This is a genomic window from Streptosporangium sp. NPDC048047 (assembly GCF_040653115.1).
GTDB lineage: Bacteria > Actinomycetota > Actinomycetes > Streptosporangiales > Streptosporangiaceae > Streptosporangium.
Map to the genome: position 1 here is coordinate 34,037 of NZ_JBEZNH010000007.1, position 17,019 is coordinate 51,055.

Below are 17,019 nucleotides of genomic sequence, written 5' to 3' on the forward strand. Positions count from 1 at the left end.
TTCAACGGATACGGGCACCCGATAAGTCCCCGACCGGAGCCCGAGTCCCCGACCGGGACCCTGACCGGAGCCGCGACCCGAGCCCCCGGCCGGGGCCGGCGGCCTGAGCGGGGCCTGGATCCTGAGCGGGGCCTGAGTCCTGAGCGGGGCCTGGGTGCTGACGGGGCCGCCGGTCAGTCGAAGGCGCCGTTCATGCCGAGGATGACCACGCCGCCGACGATCAGGATGAGGAGGCCGATGTTGATGCCGATGCTGATCCAGGTCCACTTGAGGAGGTTCCTGGCGGACTGCGGCTCACGCTCGACCTTGCCCAGCGCGATGCCGGACAGGATGACTCCGGCGATGCCGCCCAGGCTGACGTAGCAGCTCAGGGCCAGCACGATGCTGATCACCAGCGCGACGATCGCGTGGGTCCGCACGCCGTCGCTGCCGCCCTGCGGCGCGGGGCCGTAGCCGTAACCGCCGTAGCCGCCGGGGCCGTACCCCGGGGCGGACTGCCCGTAGGAGGGGTCGCCGTACCCCTGGCCGCCGTATCCCTGCTCGCCGTACCCCTGGCCGTACGGCTGGCCCGGCGGAGGGTACTGGCCGCCGTACCCCTGGCCGCCCGGCGGCGTGCCGTATCCGGGGGCCTGGCCGTAGTCGTGGGACTGACCGTGTCCGGGGGCCTGGCCGGGGTCGCCGGAGTGGCCGTATCCGGGGGTCTGGCCGGGACCGGAGCCGTACGGGCTCTTCCAATCGTCCGGGTTGTGGTTGGGGCCTTCGGGGTGACCGCTGCTCACTGTGGATCTCTCACTTCGGTTGGGCAGACCAGTTTCAACAGATATCACGATATGAGGCCGGGTTCCCGGCCACAGCGGAACGGCGCTCGCGTCATTCGACGCCCGCGATGCCGGTGATGCGGTGCAGGGCGAAGCGGTGCACCGCCGCCCTGGTCTCGTCGTAGGCGGTGAGGTAACCACCCTCCATCCGGGCGGGCTCCAGGATCCGGCTCGTGGCGTTTCCCTGGGAGTCGAGATAACCGATCCAGACCTGGGAGCCCTGCCGGATGGCCTCGCGCAGCGCGTCGACGGTGGCGGTCGAAGGCGAACGGGGCGGCCGGCCCTCCGGCGGGCTCACCGGGGCGCGGCGCGAGCGGTGGGCCGCGTCCCCGGCCCGCACGGCCCGGACCGCCGCCGCGACCACGTCGGCCTCCAGGCCGGTGAACGTGACCGGCGGGCGGACGGAGGGCCGGCCCTCGGTCCGCCGGACGTCGAGCCGGGTGATGATGACGTCGCCCTCCAGCGACTCGGCCGCCGGGGCGTACCCCATCGCGCGCAGCGCGTCGAGGAGCGTCTGCCGGGACGCCTTGGAGGCGATCACCGTGGGGGCCAGGCGGCGCAGCCGCAGCGGCAGCGAGCGCCGGTCGGCCATCACCTCGTCCAGCAGCGAGGAATCGTCGCAGCGGACGTAGGCGCTCGCCGTGCCGACGCGCATCCGGCCGTGGCGGCGGGCCACGTCGGTGACGAGGTAGGTCAGCGGCTGCGGCACCGGCGTGGTCGAATGGCGCTCCAGCATGGCGAGGATCTCGTCGGCGCCCTGACCGGCGTCCAGCGCCCGCCGGAGCGACCCCTCGCCGAACCGGTAGACGGTCGCGCCGCCGGTGGACTCCACGTCGGCGGCCAGCGCCAGCCACCGCCTCAGCTCGCCGGTGAGCGGGCCGGGGGCGACGGCGGTCAGGTCGGCCTGCAGGAGCACGTGGTCGAGCGGCTCGGGCAGCAGCGGGAGCAGCAGCTCGCCCGCGGTGCTCGTACGGACGCCACCGGGCTCGCCGGACCCGCGGGGGCCCTCGCCGGGCCCACGGGGATCGTCGGGGCCGCCGGGCTCCGCGGGGTCCCGATGGTCGAGGACACCGGGGAGCAGCGCCCGGCCGTGGCCGGCGAGCACGCCGAGGCCGGTGACCCCGAGCTGCTCGGCCTCGCGGAGGGTGAACTCCACCAGCCGGTCGCGCCGCTCGCCGCGGCGACGGGGCTGCTCCCAGGTCAGGCGCTCACGCACCGACGCGAGCGTCGGCGCCACCCCGGGACCCGCGACGGCCAGCACGCCCAGCGTGGTGGTGCGGACCTCGGAGGCCACGGAGGTGCGCAGGTCGGGATGGAGGGCGTTGAGCAGCCGGTCACGCTCGTCGCGGTCGCCGATCATGCCCGGCACCCGGTCCATGGTCAGCCACATCGTGGCCAGCGCCACCCAGCGGTCCTCGGTGCCCTTCACCCGCCAGGCGTCGTAGGCGGGGGTGGGCAGCCACTCGCCGTCGACCGAGCCGCTCGCGGCCACCAGCCCGGCGGCGTGCGCCACCTCGACGACCAGGCCCGCCGCCCACTCGGGCAGGTCGAGCAGGGCCGCGCACCGCTTCAGGTCGCGTACGGCGAGGCCGCCCCCGCGCAGCACGCCCGGCGGGTCCGCGCTCCAGTGCTCGCACAGCTCCTCCACCGAGCGGGTGAACGCGAACGCCTGCCCCGCCGCCGTCCGGTCGGCGAGCCGGGGATCGCGCGCGGGACCCTCCAGCGCGGGCGGGAGCGGAGAGAGGTCGCGGTGGATCCGGCCGCCGCGCAGGTACAGGCCCACTTCGCGCGGCAGGACGACGGTCTCCTCACCGGTGGCGGCCAGCAGCGCGCGGGAGAGGAGCTGGTCGATCGGCGACCGGGCGGTGGCGGCCCGCACCTCGCGGCGGGCGTTGGGGACCCGGCCGCTGGCCGGACCCCAGGCCAGCTCGTCTAGGGCGGCGCGGGCCTGCCGGGAGACCTCGCCGAGGAGGCGGCCGACGGTCGCGTCGTCGCCGAGCAGCGCGGCGAGGGTCTTCCTTCCATCGCCGGGCCGCTCGACGGTCGCGGCGGGGGCGGCGCCGTTCCGCGTGACGCCGGCGTCGGCGCCGTCCGGCGTGGCATGGACGCCGTTCGCCCCGGCGACAGCGCCGCCGTGCCCGGTGGCGTCAACGCCGTGTCCGAGGGCGTCTCCGGTGTGCCCGGTGATGTCACCGCCGTGCCCGGGGGTGTCACCGGCGCCGCCGTCCGGTGCGTCGCCGTGCCGGCCGCCGACGTCGTGGATCAGCTCCGCCAGGCGCTCCGCGGAGTGGTGCCGGAACGCCTCGGCGGCCGGAGGGCCGAGCCCCGCGGGGGCGTCCAGGGCCTCCCGCACGCCGGGCGCCGGGGCCAGGGCGCGGTCGGTGCCGTAGATGAGGGCGAGGGTCCGCAGCCGCTCGACCGTCTCCCGGAGCGCCGCCCGGAACGGCCGCCCGGCTGCCCCGGGCAGCGCCTGGGCCAGCCGGCCGCGCAGGACGTCGTAGCCGACGGGCTCGGGGAGCACGATCAGCGTCTCCAGGACCGCGAGCGCGAACCGGTCGAGCCGGTCGAGCACCCGGGCGACCGCCGACGGGCTGCTCGCCCGCCCGGCCAGCCCCTCGATGTGGGCCGGGACGGGGGTGATGAGCTCGGGACGCGCGGCGACGAGCGCCCGCAACCGGTCGTCGCTCCGGCCGCGCAGCCATTCGGTGAACTCCGTGCTCATTCCGTCCATGGTAGGAGGCGTCCCCGACAAAGGCTCAAGTGCTCACGGGATGGGACCGACGGCCGGTCCGATCTCGCCGATGCGGCCCTGGTGGGGCCACTGGGACGGCCGGCCGCGAAGGCCGTCGACGTTCTCGACGCCGAGGACGGCGGCCGGCCCGGTCTTCCTCCTCAAGCAGATACGCCTCAGAGGATGTGCATGCGGACGCCGAGGCGGCGGATGCGTTCGCGGTAGCTGTAGCGCTCCAGGTCCAGCAGCGTTCGTACGGCCTGCTGGGCCATGGGGTGGTTGCGGATCAGCATCGGGGCGATCTTCTCGGCGCGTTCCAGCTCAATCACAGCGGCGTCGCGCTTGCCACACCACAACAACCCCCGTGCATAATCCAGATGGTGATATCCAGCGCGACCGGATTGCAGATGCTTCGGAAGCCGAACCGTCTGGGCTCGCTGCACAGCCTGTGGACCATCACCGAGTTCAACGGCAATAGCGACGCCGTGAATGTCGATGTTGGTCTGGTTGGTGGACAACTCGTAGTAGTTCGTGCGTTGGCGCTGCCCGAGTCGCCTGACCGCTTCAGCCGCAAACCGATGGCGTGACCACGCCTCATCGGCATCGTTCTTACGCGCGGCCGTGATCGCGGCTCTCAACTGGAGGCCACCCCAGACGGCCAATGCTTCCGGCGTGCCTGCGGCGTACTCGCTTTCGATGCTTGCGCACGCCGTGTCGAGTACGGTCATCGCGTCGTTCCACGAAGTGCTGGCCCACAGGTTGCGGCTTCGGATATAGGCGAATATGGCCTCGTTATAGAAGTCCCCGGCGCGTTCTCCTGCCCAGCGAACCCGATTGGCAGTGATCACAGAGAGATCGGCGTAGCCCAGGTTGTAGGTGACCGCGTCGGCTGCTCGATACGCGAAAGCGAGCAGACCGAAGGCCGCATCCCGGTCGGGGCCCTCGTACAGGTGCGTCGCGGCCTGGAGTTCGGAGAGCAGTGAGGGAAGTTCGTCCGCCAGCTCTGCGTAGCGTGCTTCTCGTCTCAGCCAGCGGGCGTGTTCGATCGCCGCGTGCAGGTCTGCCAGTGGCCGTACCGTTCCTTCCCACTCGGGGTCGAGGTCGTAGCGCTCCAGTTGGCGGCGGATCTCGGGGATGGCGGAGTGGCCGCGGTCCTCGCTCGGGTTGTCGCCGCGGTAGGGGCGGGCGGTGAGCTCATTGGGATGCATGCGCAGGGCGTGGGCGAGGGTGTTGATCAGTGCGATGGAGTCCAGAGGGATGCTGTCGTTCTCGACCCCGGACACCCAGGACTGCGTGCGGCCGATGCGCCGGGCCAGCTCGGTCTGGGTGATACCGGCGCGCTTGCGGGCACGCCGTACCCGGGTCCCCACGCTCTCCGCCGCCGGATCTGAGTAGGCCATGGCCTCAAAGTAACCTCGCTGGACGGCCTTGGCCTTACCCATCGGCGAAATATCAACGGCACTGATGTCCGCGCCGTTGTGCTTCCATAGCTTCACTCTCCGTGAGGGGTGACGAGCGCTGGAACGGCCGGTGTCCGGGGTTGAGGAGATCGCCCGGCTGGTGGCTGCGCGATGTGCGGAGCTGCGCCGGAGCCTGAGCCCGAGCGACCCTGGGGTCCCGTCTGACGGTCCGCACACTTGTCCACAGCCTGTGGAAACAGGCTCCCGGCAAGCTCCCTGAAACCTCATGGCCCACAAGGAAACGGCCCCACCAGGCGAGGCCAAGTCGCCGGGCAGGGCCTTGATCGCACGCGGAGGTGCGACCCGTGTCCAACCCTAACCGAGCCCTACGGATCATCCGGGTCCGTTGGCACGCCGAACAGCCACCCACCCCGCTCGGGTGCCGCTGGTGCGGCCACCCGCCCTACGCCCACGACACCCACGGCCTGCCACACCGGCCCGGACACCTGTGGGAGCAGCCCACACCCGCCCAGGTCCGCGCCCGGATGACCGCCCGCAGGCGCCTCGGCCTGTGCGACCGTCCCTTCCCCGGCACGATCAAGCCCACCACGGCCCGCTCCTCCAGGCTGTTCCACTCGCCCACGGGCTCTCCGGTGAGCAGACCGGCCATGGGCTTCTCCACGGGCCAGGGGCGGCACGCGCGGCCGGCGGCGACCGCCGTCACACCGTACGGGCGGGGGTCGCGTCCGCAGGACGCGTACGTGCGGGACTCACCACCGGGGCCGCGCTCTCCCTGCTGACGACCCGCCAAAAGATCCGCGGGGATCCGCAGGGCGGCCGCCGCCCGGCCCGTTCCCGGGGGCGATCACCCCGCCCTCGGGGGACCGGGACCGTTCACCGGTGGCGATTACCCCCGCCCCCGCGGGATTTGGCACACTGCGGGGAGCGTGCGGGGTGAGCCCCCCGGCGGATGACGAGGAGTGTTGAGCGGATGAGCGTCCGATGACGTCGGTGGGATTCGACCTGGACCTGACGCTCGCCGACACGCGCGCCGGCATCGCCGCCGTCTACGACGAGCTGTCCCTGCGGCTCGGCGTGTTCATCGACAGCGCCGTCGTGGTGGCCAGGCTCGGGCCGCCGCTGGAGTGGGAGCTGGCCAACTGGCTGCCGCCGGAGGAGATCCCGCCGGCCGTGGCCCTCTACCGGGAGCTGTACCCCTCGATCGCCGTGCCCGCCACCGTGACCATGCCCGGCGCGCGCGAGGCCGTCGAGGCCGTACGGCGCGGCGGCGGCCGGGTCATCGTGGTGACCGGGAAGAACACCGTCGACGCGACGCGGACGGTCGAGTTCCTCGGCCTGGAGGTGGACGCGGTCGCCGGGTCGGTCTTCGGAGCGGCCAAGGGCCCGGCCCTCGCCGACTTCGGCGCGACCGCCTACGTGGGGGACCACGTGGCCGACATCGAGGCGGCCAGGGCGGGCGGCGCGGTCAGCGTGGCGGTGGCCACCGGCGGCCATCCGGCGGAGGATCTGCGTGATCACGGGGCCGATGTGGTCCTGGCGGATCTGACCGAGTTCGGGGAGTGGTTCGGCGGTTGGCGAAACGCCGCTGTCGTCGCGTAATTCCACGGAAATAGACGGTCGCTCCCGGCGTCCTGTGGGCATAACCTACATCCATTCCGTTTCACGACAGTCTGAACGAGGTCACCCCTGTGCCGAGTGGCAAGGTCAAGTGGTACGACGCCGACAAGGGTTTCGGCTTCCTCACCCGCGACGACGGCGGTGAGGTCTTCGTGCATTCCTCCGCGCTTCCCGGTGGCGTGGACATCCTCAAGCCAGGGCAGAAGGTCGAGTTCGGAGTGGCCGAGGGGCGCCGTGGCCAGCAGGCGCTCTCGGTCCGGGTGCTCGACCAGCCCCCGACGCTCGCCAGGGCCGCCAAGCCGAAGGGCAAGCGCAAGAAGCCCGACGAGATGGTGGTCATCGTGGAAGACCTGATCAAGCTGCTGGACGACGTCTCCACGGCGTACCAGAGGGGCAAGCACCCCGAGCCCGCGCACGGCAGGAAGATCGCCGCCATCCTCCGCACGGTGGCCGACGACCTGGAGGCCTGACGGCCTCACCCTGACCTCCCGGGTGGCTCAGCCGTGCGGGTTGGTCAGCGGTTTGGTGTGCTTGTCCGTCTTCTTGTCCGCCGGGTGGTCCCCGTGACGCACGATCGTGGTGGCCGGCCCGGCGGGCTTGGGAGCGCGCCGGGTCCACCGGAGCCGGCGCGTGCCGGACGCCGCGGAGTCGTCGTACGGCTCGCCCGCCGGACCACCGGGCACCGGGCCGCCCGGCGCGGGACCGCCGGACGGCGGGCCCTGCGGATCACCGTCCGGCGCGGGCGGGGCGGCGGGGCCCTCGGAGCCGGGCGCGTCGTCCCCGGCCCCGGCGACCGTCGAGGCGGCGGGGACGCCGGAAGCGGATCGCGCGGCCTGGATCCGCTCCTCCACCGCCATCGTCCGTCCCCGGCGCCGAGCCACCAGCCAGCCGAACGAGCCGCCCAGCAGCGCCGCCATCACCGCGAGCCCGGTACGGCCGCCGGCGAACAGCGACAGCAGCAGCCCGAACAGGCCGCCGGCCACCCAGGTGATCTGCAGGATCGCCTCCACCACGCCGAAGGTGGACGAGCGCACCTCCTCGCCGATCTCACGCTGCACGATGGCGTCGAGCGCCAGCTTGCCCAGCCCCTGGGCGAACGCGGCCACCAGGGCGACGGCCACCGCCGTCCACAGCGTGAACACGACCGCGGGGACGATCGTCGCCACGGTCGCCAGCGCCAGCGTGGCCAGCACGATGACCTGCGGCGAGCGGCGGCGCATCCGGGAGGCCACGGCCGTGCCGGCGAGGCCGCCCGCCCCGGCGGCCACCGCGAGCAGGCCGATGGTCACCGCGGGCGTCTGGCCCGGCAGCTTGCCGTCCTGCACCAGGAACAGAAGGTAGAACAGCAGGAACCCGGACTGGACGCGGATGGCCATGTTGGCCCGCATCGCCTCGGTGACCACCGGGCCGACGTTCAGCAGGGTGCGCCAGCGGTGCGGCCGCTCCTCCCCCTCCTCCCGGAGCTCCTCCAGGTCGGGGGAGTCGACGTGGCGGGGGAGCCGTACGGCCCACACCCCCTGGAGCAGGAAGACCACCGTCGCCCCGCGCAGTATCCAGTCGCCGCCGATCCAGGCGCTGACGCCCGCGCCGACCGGGACCGCCACCCCGGCCGCCACCAGCGCGAACAGCGCGACCCTGGCGTTCGCGGTGACCAGCGGGATGTCGGCCGGCAGCACGTTCGGCATGATCGCGGCGCGGGAGACGCTGTAGGCCTTCGACAGCACCAGCACGGCCAGCGCCGCCGGGAAGATGGTGAACGGGTCGCCGCTGACGAACGCCGCCGCCATCGCGAAGCACAGCAGTCCCCGGCCGAACAGCGTGCCGGCCATCACGAAGCGCCGGCCGGAGCGGAGGCGGTCGAGGACCGGGCCGACGAACGGCGCGACCACCACGAAGGGGATCATCGTGATCAGCAGGTAGAGGGCGACCTGGCCGCGGGCCTCGTTGACCGGGAGCTTGAACAGCGTCCCGGCCAGGGCGGCGGTGACCAGCGCGTCGCCGGCGCTCTGCGCGGCGGTCAGCTCGATGAGCGGCCCCAGCCCGGTACGGCCGGCCCCCTGGGCATGGGTGAGCCGCCGCATGGCCCGGCCTGACCGGCGCACCCCGCCGGCCGTGCCGCGACCGGCGCGCGCCGCCGCCCGTCCCGCGCCCCGGCCCGCCTGTACGGTGCCCCGCCCCGCTCCGGCCGCCGCCCGGCTCACCCGGCGGGACGCCTCGCCCACCACCCGCCGCGTCCGGTTCCACCCGTTTCCCACGCATCCAGTCTTACCCGATCGATCTCGCCCTACGATCGGTCCGCGCCCAGGGCCGGCCGTTCCGCGGCGCGCGCCCGGCGATGTCGGGACGCCTTTTCGCACCCGGGACCGGTTCCTGGAAAAATGGTGATGGCCAGGTCGTCCGATGGCCACCGCCCGTCCCTCCCGTGCAGGGGAGGACGGTGCCGTCCGCTCCGGACATGGGTGAGAATGAACTGTGAGTCAGCGCAACGAGCGAGCGAGCAAGCACAGCGACCGTCCGGTTGCGGGGCCGACGGGAGCGAGCTCGTGAGCCCCGCCAGGACCCGCACCCCGGTTCTCGACCCCGCCTGCGCCGCCGCCGTGGACCTGGCCCGTTCCGCCGTCGAGGAGAACGTCCCGCCCGGCGAGGTGGGCGGGCACCTCGGAGCGGAGAGCGACGGCGAGCGGGTCGTCACCCATTACTTCGCCTGCCTCGACCGCGCCTACATCGGCTGGCGGTGGGCGGTGACCGTCGCCCGCGCCTCGCGGGCGCGCAACGTCACGGTCAGCGAGGTCGTGCTCGTGCCCGGCGAGGGCGCGCTGCTGCCGCCGCAGTGGGTGCCGTGGAGCGAACGCCTGCTCCCCGGCGACCTCGGCGTGGGCGACCTGCTGCCCACCTCGGCCGACGACGTCCGCCTCGCGCCCGGTTTCACCGACACGGGCGAGGAGACCGACCGCGAGATGTTCTTCGAGTACGGTCTCGGCAGGGCCCGGGTGCTGTCCCCGGTCGGCCGCGACCGCGCCGTGCGGCGCTGGCACGCGGGCGAGGCCGGGCCGCACACCCCGATCGCGCACGCCGCGCCCGCCCAGTGCTCCACCTGCGGTTTCTACTGGCCGTTGGCCGGCGCGCTGGGCGCCACGTTCGGCGTCTGCACCAACGAGTTCGCCCCGGACGACGGCCGCGTGGTCGCCGCCGACCACGGCTGCGGCGCGCACTCGGAGGCGGCCGTGACGCCGCCCCAGGTCGAGCCGACCGCGCCGATCCTCGACGAACTCGCCTACGACATCACCGAGCACCTCGCGGAGGAGCTGCCGGGGGCGGACCGCGGCGGTTCGGTGGACGACGCCGCGGCCGAGCCGCTGGGCCACTCCTGACGCGGCCCCTCGCGGGGCCGCGTCCCGGTCCCCGCGGGGCCGTCCGGCGCGGGCGGGCCGTTCACCGGCCCGCCGGCCCGGCGCGCGACGTGACCATTGGATCCCTTCGACCCTTGGACTCATCGCTGTGACTGACATTTTCGGCCCCGACACCTTCGGCACCGACCGGATGCGCTCCGCGGTGCTCGCGGCCTGGACGGCCTCGCCCGCGCGGTTCCGCGAGGACGCCAACGCCGAGGAGGACTTCGCGCTCGGCGGCTACCGCGACCGGCTGATCGTCGAGCTCGCCCAGAACGCCGCCGACGCCGCGGTCCGCGCCGGGGCGCCGGGGCGGCTGCGCCTGTCGCTGCGCGAGGGCGTGCTGTCGGCGGCCAACACCGGAGCGGCGGTGGACACCGCCGGGATCGAGAGCCTGTCGACGCTGCGCGCCTCCGCCAAGCGCGGCGAGGAGGACGCCGCGGGCCGCTTCGGTGTCGGCTTCGCCGCCGTGGTCTCGGTCAGCGACGAGCCGGTGATCGGCTCGCTCGGGTCCGGGGTGGTCCGCTGGTCCCGTTCCCAGACCGCCGCGCTGGTGGCCGCCGAGCCGGTGCTCGCCGCGGAGCTGGCCGAGCGCGGCGGGCACGTGCCGCTGCTGCGCCTGCCGTTCCCGGCAGGTCCGGTGGAGGTGCCGCCGGGGTTCGACACGCTCGTCCGGCTGCCGCTGCGCGACGCCGCGTCCGAGGACGCCGTACGGCGGATGCTGCGGGAGGCCGGTCCCGCGCTGCTGCTCGGGCTGCCCGCGCTGGAGTCGATCGAGATCGACCTCGACGGCGAGACGCGCACGATCCTGCCGGGCGGCTGGCGGGTGGTCTCGGCGTCCGGGCGGTTCACTCCGGAGGAGGCCGCCGAGCTGTTCGCCGACCGGCCGACCGAGGAGCGGAGCCGTCCCCACTGGCTGGTCCGCTGGGCCGTACCGGTCGCCGAGGCGTCGGGTGAGCCGCGGCCGCTGCCCGAGCTGGTCCGGCCGGTGGTGCACGCGCCGACGCCCAGCGACGAGCCGCTCGACCTGCCCGTCCTGCTCATCGCCTCCTTCCCGATGGCGACCGACCGGCGGCACGTGGCCATGGGGCCGCTGACCGACTTCCTGGTGGAGCGCGCCGCCGACGCCTACCTCGACCTGCTGGCCGGGCTGCCCCGCACGCCCGCCCTCCTCGACCTCGTCCCCGGCCTGATGGGCAGGGGCGAGCTCGACGCGCGGATCCGCCGCGCCATCCTGCGCAGGCTTCCGGACCTGCCGCTGCTTCCGGCGCTGTCGCCCCCCGCCGACGCCGCCGCCGGGCCGGGCAAAGCCGCCGGGGACGCCGGGGACGCCGGGGAGATCGTCGTCGCGGGACGGCAGGCGTCGGTGGTGGCGGCGCCGGGCGAACTGCTCACGAAGATCGCCGGCATGGTCCCCGGGCTGCTGCCGGCCGGGTGGCCGTCCCGGCACCCCGCGATCTCCGCGCTCGGCGTCCGGCGGGTGCAGCTGTCCGACGTGGTGGACATGCTCTCCGGGGACGCCGTCGCCGACCTCGGCCCCGGGTGGTGGCGGTCGCTGTACGAGGTGCTGCCCGCCGACGACCCCGAGGCGCTCGGCGCGCTGCCGGTGCCGCTGGCCGACGGCCGCCTGGTCCGGGGGCCGCGCGGCACGCTGCTGCTGAGCGACGGCTCGGCGCTGGACCCGGCGGTGCTGGGCCCGCTGGGCCTGCGCGTGGTCCACCCGGAGGCCGCCCACCCGCTGCTGCTGCGCCTGGGCGCCGCCGAGGCGACGCCCAGGACGGTCCTTGAGGACCCGCTGACCCGTTCGGCCGTCGCGGAGTCGCTGGACGGCCCCGACCCCGAGCCTGTGGCGCAGGCGGTGCTCGCGCTGGTGGACGCCGCCGGGCTGGTCCCCGGTGACGCGCCGTGGCTGTCGGAGCTGGCGCTGCGCGGCTCCGACGGCGAGCTGTACCCGGCGGGCGAGCTTCTCCTGGCCGACGGCGCGCTGGCCGGGCTGCTCGACGCCGAGACCCACTTCGGCACGGCCGCGCCCGACCTGGTGGAGCGGTACGGTCCCCGGGTGCTGGCCGCGACCGGCGTGCTCGACGGCTTCGCCGTGGTCAACGACGCCGACGTCATGCTCGACCCGGACGAGTGCGACCACGACCTCGACCGTGAGGAGGAGTGGCTGGAGGCGGTGCTCGACCTGCTGCCCGACCTCGACGTGCCGCCGGTCGCCCGTGAGTTCTCCGCCGTCCGCGACCTGGAGTACGTCGCCGACTGGCCGTCGGCCCTGGCCCTGCTGTCACGCCCGCCGCTGCGCTCGGTCCTGCACCCGCTGCGGGTCCTGGCGGCCGGTGAGGTCGTGGAGGTGCCGTCCTACACCGCGTGGTGGCTGTCCACCCGCCCGGTCCTGGACGGCCGGCGTCCCACGCAGCTGCGGCTGCCGGCCGCCGACCCGCTGCTGTTCGGCCTGTACGGCGACGCGTCCCCGGCGGTGGACGAGGCCGCGCTCGCCATGATCGGCGTGCGGACCACCCTGACCGACCTGCTCGCCTCGCACGGCGGCCCCGACGAGCTGCTGGACCTGCTGGGCGACCCCTCGGTCGAGGTGGACCGGGCGCAGCTGCGGTCGCTGTGGGTGGCGCTCGCCGGTGTCGAGCCCGCCCGCGTCGCGCCGCCGACGGCGGTGCGGGCGATCCTCGACGGTGAGATCGTCGTCGTGGACGTCGAGAACGGGCGGCTGCTCGCGGGGTCCGACCGCGTCGGGGGCGCCGGGGCCGAGGTGCCCGAGCCGGTGGTGGTGGAGGCCCCGGACCTGCTGCCGCTGGTGGCGGGCCGCCCGCTGGTGCTGGCCCCGTTCGATCTCGCCGAGGCGCTGTCGGAGCTGCTGGACCTGCCGCTGGCGGGGGAGGAGGCGGCCGGTGAGGTGACCTCGTCGGGCGCGGTCCGCGAGGTGCCGCCCGCCGTACGGTCGCTGCTGCCCACCGCGCCCGCCACGTACGTGGAGCACGAGAAACTGCTGGTGGACGGCGTCCCCGCGGCCTGGCGGTTCTTCGAGGGCACGGTGCACGCCTCGGGTGTGGAGGGCCTGGCGCGGGGGCTGGCCTGGGCGTCGGGCCAGTGGGGCGACCGGCTGGCCGTGGCGGCGCTGCTGCGCGACCCGGCGGCCGTACCGCTGCTGCTGGCCGAGGCCGACCTGGACAGCTGGACCGCCTCGACGAACTAGCGCTCCGGACGGGGGCGGTCGCCGGGGCCGCCCCCGTCGTGGACGGAGAGGGACCGGACGCTCCTCAGCCGGAGCGGCCCTCTCGTGAGCGGAGAGCGACCGGACGGCCCTCAGCCGGGGGCCGTCCTGGCCGGGCCGACCGTCCTCGCCGGGCCGCCGGTCAGGGGGTGGGCGGCGGGGCGGGGGAGATCGGCGGGATCGCGGTGGCGGGCTCGACCGGCTCCTGGCCGGGAGCCGGGGCCGAGGCCGGGGGGTGCCGGTCGCGCCGCCGGATGAACCACACGCCGAAGACGCCGCCGCAGATGCCGGAGACGCAGGTCCAGATCCACCAGTGGTGCTCGGCGTCGGTGCCGACGATCAGAAGCACGACGAGGGCGGCCGCCCACAGGCCGATGCCCGTGAGGATCGTGGCCGTGTCGTTGGTCTTCAGCGGCTGGAGATCCGAGGGGCGAGACTGCTTCACGGAGCCAGCGTAGGCGACGGGGGCTCACCGCCCGCAACATGGCCCCGTGAGATCGCGAATCGGTCGCGAAAACATCACCATCCCGGCCTGGCTCTTCCGGCGGCGGACACGCACTGTCACCCTGCGTCCGTGACTGACAGTAAACCCACCCAATTGAGCGGTCTTGACCGTTTCTTTCGCATTTCCGAGCGCAACTCGTCGGTCGGCCGAGAGGTCCGGGGCGGTCTGGCGACCTTCTTCACGATGGCCTACATCGTGGTGCTCAACCCCCTGATCATCGCCACCGCCAAGGACGCGGACGGCCAGTTCATCGCCGACGCGACCTCCGCGCCCACCGGCCTGGTGGCCGCCGGGACCGCCTTCGTCGCCGGCGTGCTGTGCATCCTGATGGGCGTCGTCGGGAAGGTCCCGTTCGCGATGGCCGCCGGGCTCGGCCTGAACGCCTTCGTCACCTACGGCATCGCCTCGCAGATGTCGTGGGAAGCGGCCATGGGCCTGGTCTTCCTCGAAGGCGTGATCATCGCCCTGCTGGTGCTGACCGGGTTCAGGACGGCGGTGTTCAACGCCATCCCGCCCCAGCTGAAGACCGCGATCAGCGTCGGCATCGGCCTGTTCATCGCGCTGATCGGCTTCGTGGACGCCGGTTTCGTCCGCAAGGCGCCGGCCGTTCCGCTGGAGCTGGGCATCGGCGGCAACCTGACGAGCTGGCCGATCTTCGTGTTCGTGGCCGGCCTGCTGCTGCTCGTCATGCTCGTGGCCCGCAAGGTGAAGGGCGCCATCCTCCTCGGCATCGTCGGGACCACCGTTCTGGCGATCATCGTGGAGGCCGTCGCCAAGGTCGGCGGCTCGGGCACGCCCGACCAGCCGAACCCCGGCGGCTGGCGGCTCGTCGTGCCCGCGATGCCGGAGAAGGTCTTCGGGTTCGAGAACCCGCTGGTGCTGTTCCGGGAGTTCGACCCGTTCGGCGCGTTCGGCTCCGTCTCGGTCATCGTGGCGCTGCTGCTCGTCTTCACCCTGCTGATCACCGACTTCTTCGACACCATGGGAACGATCGTCGGCGTCGGAGGGCAGGCGGGCCTGATCGAGGAGGACGGCACGCTGCCCCGGACCAGGGAGATCCTCCTGGTCGACTCGATCGGCGCGGCGGTCGGCGGCGCGGCCTCGGTCTCGTCCAACACCACCTACGTCGAGTCGGCGGCGGGCGTCGGGGAGGGCGCGCGCACCGGTCTGGCCAGCGTCGTCACCGGCGTGCTCTTCCTGCTGGCGATCTTCGTCTCGCCGCTGGTCGCGGTCGTCCCGCACGAGGCCGCCGCCCCGGCGCTGGTCGTCGTGGGCTTCCTGATGATGACGGCGATCCGCGAGATCGACTTCACCGACTACGAGATCGCCATCCCGGCGTTCCTCACCATCGTGCTCATGCCGTTCAGCTACTCCATCGCCAACGGCATCGGCGCGGGCTTCGTCAGCTTCGTGCTGATCAAGCTGGCGAAGGGCAAGGCGCGCGAGGTTCACACCCTGATGTGGGTGGTCGCGGCGCTGTTCGTCCTCTACTTCGCCCTCGGCCCGATCAAGTCCCTCCTCGGCGTCGGCTGAGGAACACATGGGAGAGGCTGTCGTGGCGACGGCGCGGGTCGCCACGACGGCCTCTCTGGCTTTCCCCCGGGCCCCGTGAGGCCGCCGGGCCCGGGTCATCGGGGTATGAGCGGAGGCGCCGTCCTCCCGAAGAGGGAGGGCAGGTCGACCAGGAGCACGTCGCCACGACGGCCGGCGGCCTCCACGAGGTCGGGATGGAAACCCTCCAGCGAGAAGATCGCCAGCAGGGCCGAGGTGACGTCGTGCCCCTCGCCGCGGAGGACCTCCTTCAGCCGTCCGAGTCGCTCCAGGTCGGCGGGGCCTCGCCGTACGAGGGTGGCCTTGGCCTCCCCGATGAGACCCACCACGGCACGGCCGGCCCTTTTGTCCAGGGCGATGACGTCGATCTCATGCTTGGCCCTGCCGCCTTTGTCGTTGACCACCGTCGAGGCGACCAGACCGCTTCCTCCGCGGAGCGAGGGGTCGGGGTGACGGCGGAGCCAGTCACGGGCGCACTCCTCGAAGTGCGGGCCCAGAACGCGGGAGACGAAGGTGGCCTGCGAGTCGTGCCATGCCCGCGCCGAACCGCCCGTTTCGACGAGATCCCGTTTCGGAACGGTGATCAGGTTGTGGAAGCGGATGATGGGGTCCGCGACGGTGATCACCGGACGCCGCTCCCAGAGCGGGTCCGTCGAATGACTGAGGTAACCCGAGTTCGTCAGCATCTCCAGCGGACGGCCCAGAGAGGTGCGATCCCGCTCCAGCATGCCGCCGATCTTCGCCGGGCTGGTCGCCCCGGAGGCGACCGCGTTGATGATCGCGTAGTGGAGCGAGTTGCCGGTGAACCGCGGGTCCTCCCGCAGGAGGTACTCCGCCTCACTGCGGGAGAAGAGCGCCTGACCCGGGTCGAGGACCGTGGCGGGAATCCATGCGTCGAACTCCGGGAGGCTCCGGGGCGCGGGCCCGGGGGCGAGGTTGCGGTAGCCGGGCGACCCGCCGAGTACGGCGTGCACGCGCAGGGCGGTCGCGGGGTCATCGATCCCCCAGTGCCGTGCGGTGGTGGTCAGGTCGAACGGCTGGAGGCGGAGGTCGACGGCGGCCCGGCCACGCAGCGCCTTCGTGCCGGACATGAGCTCGTTCATCACGGAGATGGCGGATCCGCACAGGATCACTCGACCGCCCTCATGACCGTGACCGGTCTGTGAGCGGTCGTAGAGAAGCTGGAGCAGGCCGGGGATCTCCGGGGAGTGCGCCATCCAGTAGGGCAACTCGTCGATGACCAGGAGCCCGGACGCGCCGCTCCGGCGCGCGGTCAGGCTGATCGCCGAGTCGAGGAGGGACTCCCAGCCGGCGTCGGCGCCCAGGATGTCCGGCCCGATCCCCGCATACCGCGCGATGTCCTCCGCGAACCGCCGCCGCGCGGCCGGCGCGCCCTCTTCGGCGACCGCGGAGACGTAGAGCCCGCCCACCGCGTCGGCCAGCGCGCGCAGGAGGTAACTCTTGCCGACCCGGCGGCGTCCCGAGACCACTCCCAGGCGCAGGTGCGGGTCGGGATGCCTGACGAACTCCGTGAGCGTCGACCATTCGGAGTCGCGAGAGAGCAGGCGAGAGGGCTTCTTCATTGGCGCCTCCTATTTTGTATGCTTCCAAGCATACAAAATAGGAGTCATACGTGCAGACAACTTGCGCTCGCTCGACATGCGAGACAGTGACGCGGGCACAGGGGCGGGGGAGGGCCGAGATGATGTCGTGATCCTCGTCGCGGAGGGTCTTCCTCAGCCGTCCGAGCCGTTCCAGGTC

The 17,019-nt window shown here is 73.4% G+C and carries 13 protein-coding genes; 6 read left to right on the forward strand and 7 right to left on the reverse strand.

Annotation, left to right across the window (positions count from 1 at the left end; genetic code table 11):
- Positions 1 to 173: 173 nt before the first annotated feature.
- The 4 genes from AB0D67_RS08275 to AB0D67_RS08290 form a co-directional block, all read right to left on the reverse strand.
- Positions 174 to 779: a hypothetical protein gene (locus tag AB0D67_RS08275; RefSeq protein ID WP_362931306.1), complete on the reverse strand. Its 606-nt coding sequence runs from the start codon at positions 777 to 779 to the stop codon at positions 174 to 176.
- A gap of 91 nt (positions 780 to 870) precedes the next feature.
- Positions 871 to 3,540, reverse strand: coding sequence for a helicase-associated domain-containing protein (locus tag AB0D67_RS08280; RefSeq protein ID WP_362931308.1), 2,670 nt, complete (start codon positions 3,538 to 3,540; stop codon positions 871 to 873).
- Between the two features lie 42 nt (positions 3,541 to 3,582).
- Complete coding sequence (locus AB0D67_RS08285) at positions 3,583 to 3,714, reverse strand: hypothetical protein (protein ID WP_362931310.1); 132 nt, start codon at positions 3,712 to 3,714, stop codon at positions 3,583 to 3,585.
- An 11-nt stretch (positions 3,715 to 3,725) separates the two neighbouring features.
- The gene (locus AB0D67_RS08290) at positions 3,726 to 5,045 is read right to left on the reverse strand and encodes a helix-turn-helix transcriptional regulator (RefSeq protein ID WP_362931312.1); all 1,320 of its coding nucleotides are present in this window, start codon (positions 5,043 to 5,045) and stop codon (positions 3,726 to 3,728) included.
- 269 nt (positions 5,046 to 5,314) lie between these two features.
- On the opposite strand from AB0D67_RS08290, the gene AB0D67_RS08295 reads away from it, so the two are divergent.
- The 3 genes from AB0D67_RS08295 to AB0D67_RS08305 all read left to right on the forward strand — a co-directional run bounded on the left by AB0D67_RS08295 (position 5,315) and on the right by AB0D67_RS08305 (position 7,057).
- Positions 5,315 to 5,749 carry a hypothetical protein gene (locus AB0D67_RS08295; protein WP_362931314.1) on the forward strand — a complete coding sequence of 145 codons (435 nt, stop codon included), beginning with the start codon at positions 5,315 to 5,317 and terminating at the stop codon, positions 5,747 to 5,749.
- A 202-nt stretch (positions 5,750 to 5,951) separates the two neighbouring features.
- Complete coding sequence (locus AB0D67_RS08300) at positions 5,952 to 6,569, forward strand: HAD family hydrolase (RefSeq protein ID WP_362931316.1); 618 nt, start codon at positions 5,952 to 5,954, stop codon at positions 6,567 to 6,569.
- Positions 6,570 to 6,658: 89 nt separating this feature from the next.
- Complete coding sequence (locus AB0D67_RS08305; protein WP_362931318.1) at positions 6,659 to 7,057, forward strand: cold-shock protein; 399 nt, start codon at positions 6,659 to 6,661, stop codon at positions 7,055 to 7,057.
- A gap of 27 nt (positions 7,058 to 7,084) precedes the next feature.
- Here AB0D67_RS08305 and AB0D67_RS08310 read toward each other — a convergent pair whose 3' ends face one another.
- Positions 7,085 to 8,842: an MFS transporter gene (locus tag AB0D67_RS08310; protein WP_362931320.1), complete on the reverse strand. Its 1,758-nt coding sequence runs from the start codon at positions 8,840 to 8,842 to the stop codon at positions 7,085 to 7,087.
- A 288-nt stretch (positions 8,843 to 9,130) separates the two neighbouring features.
- Here AB0D67_RS08310 and AB0D67_RS08315 point away from each other — a divergent pair, with 288 nt between their 5' ends.
- Positions 9,131 to 9,958 (forward strand): DUF3027 domain-containing protein, encoded by an 828-nt coding sequence (locus tag AB0D67_RS08315; protein ID WP_362931322.1) that lies wholly within the window; start codon positions 9,131 to 9,133, stop codon positions 9,956 to 9,958.
- A 169-nt stretch (positions 9,959 to 10,127) separates the two neighbouring features.
- Positions 10,128 to 13,184, forward strand: coding sequence for a hypothetical protein (locus AB0D67_RS08320; protein ID WP_362931685.1), 3,057 nt, complete (start codon positions 10,128 to 10,130; stop codon positions 13,182 to 13,184).
- Between the two features lie 160 nt (positions 13,185 to 13,344).
- Here AB0D67_RS08320 and AB0D67_RS08325 read toward each other — a convergent pair whose 3' ends face one another.
- Positions 13,345 to 13,647 carry a DUF2530 domain-containing protein gene (locus AB0D67_RS08325; RefSeq protein WP_362931324.1) on the reverse strand — a complete coding sequence of 101 codons (303 nt, stop codon included), beginning with the start codon at positions 13,645 to 13,647 and terminating at the stop codon, positions 13,345 to 13,347.
- A gap of 129 nt (positions 13,648 to 13,776) precedes the next feature.
- On the opposite strand from AB0D67_RS08325, the gene AB0D67_RS08330 reads away from it, so the two are divergent.
- Positions 13,777 to 15,240 (forward strand): NCS2 family permease, encoded by a 1,464-nt coding sequence (locus AB0D67_RS08330; RefSeq protein ID WP_362931326.1) that lies wholly within the window; start codon positions 13,777 to 13,779, stop codon positions 15,238 to 15,240.
- 95 nt (positions 15,241 to 15,335) lie between these two features.
- Here AB0D67_RS08330 and AB0D67_RS08335 read toward each other — a convergent pair whose 3' ends face one another.
- Entirely contained in the window at positions 15,336 to 16,841 is a 1,506-nt protein-coding gene (locus AB0D67_RS08335) for an ATP-binding protein (protein ID WP_362931328.1), read from the reverse strand.
- Between the last annotated feature and the right edge of the window lie 178 nt (positions 16,842 to 17,019).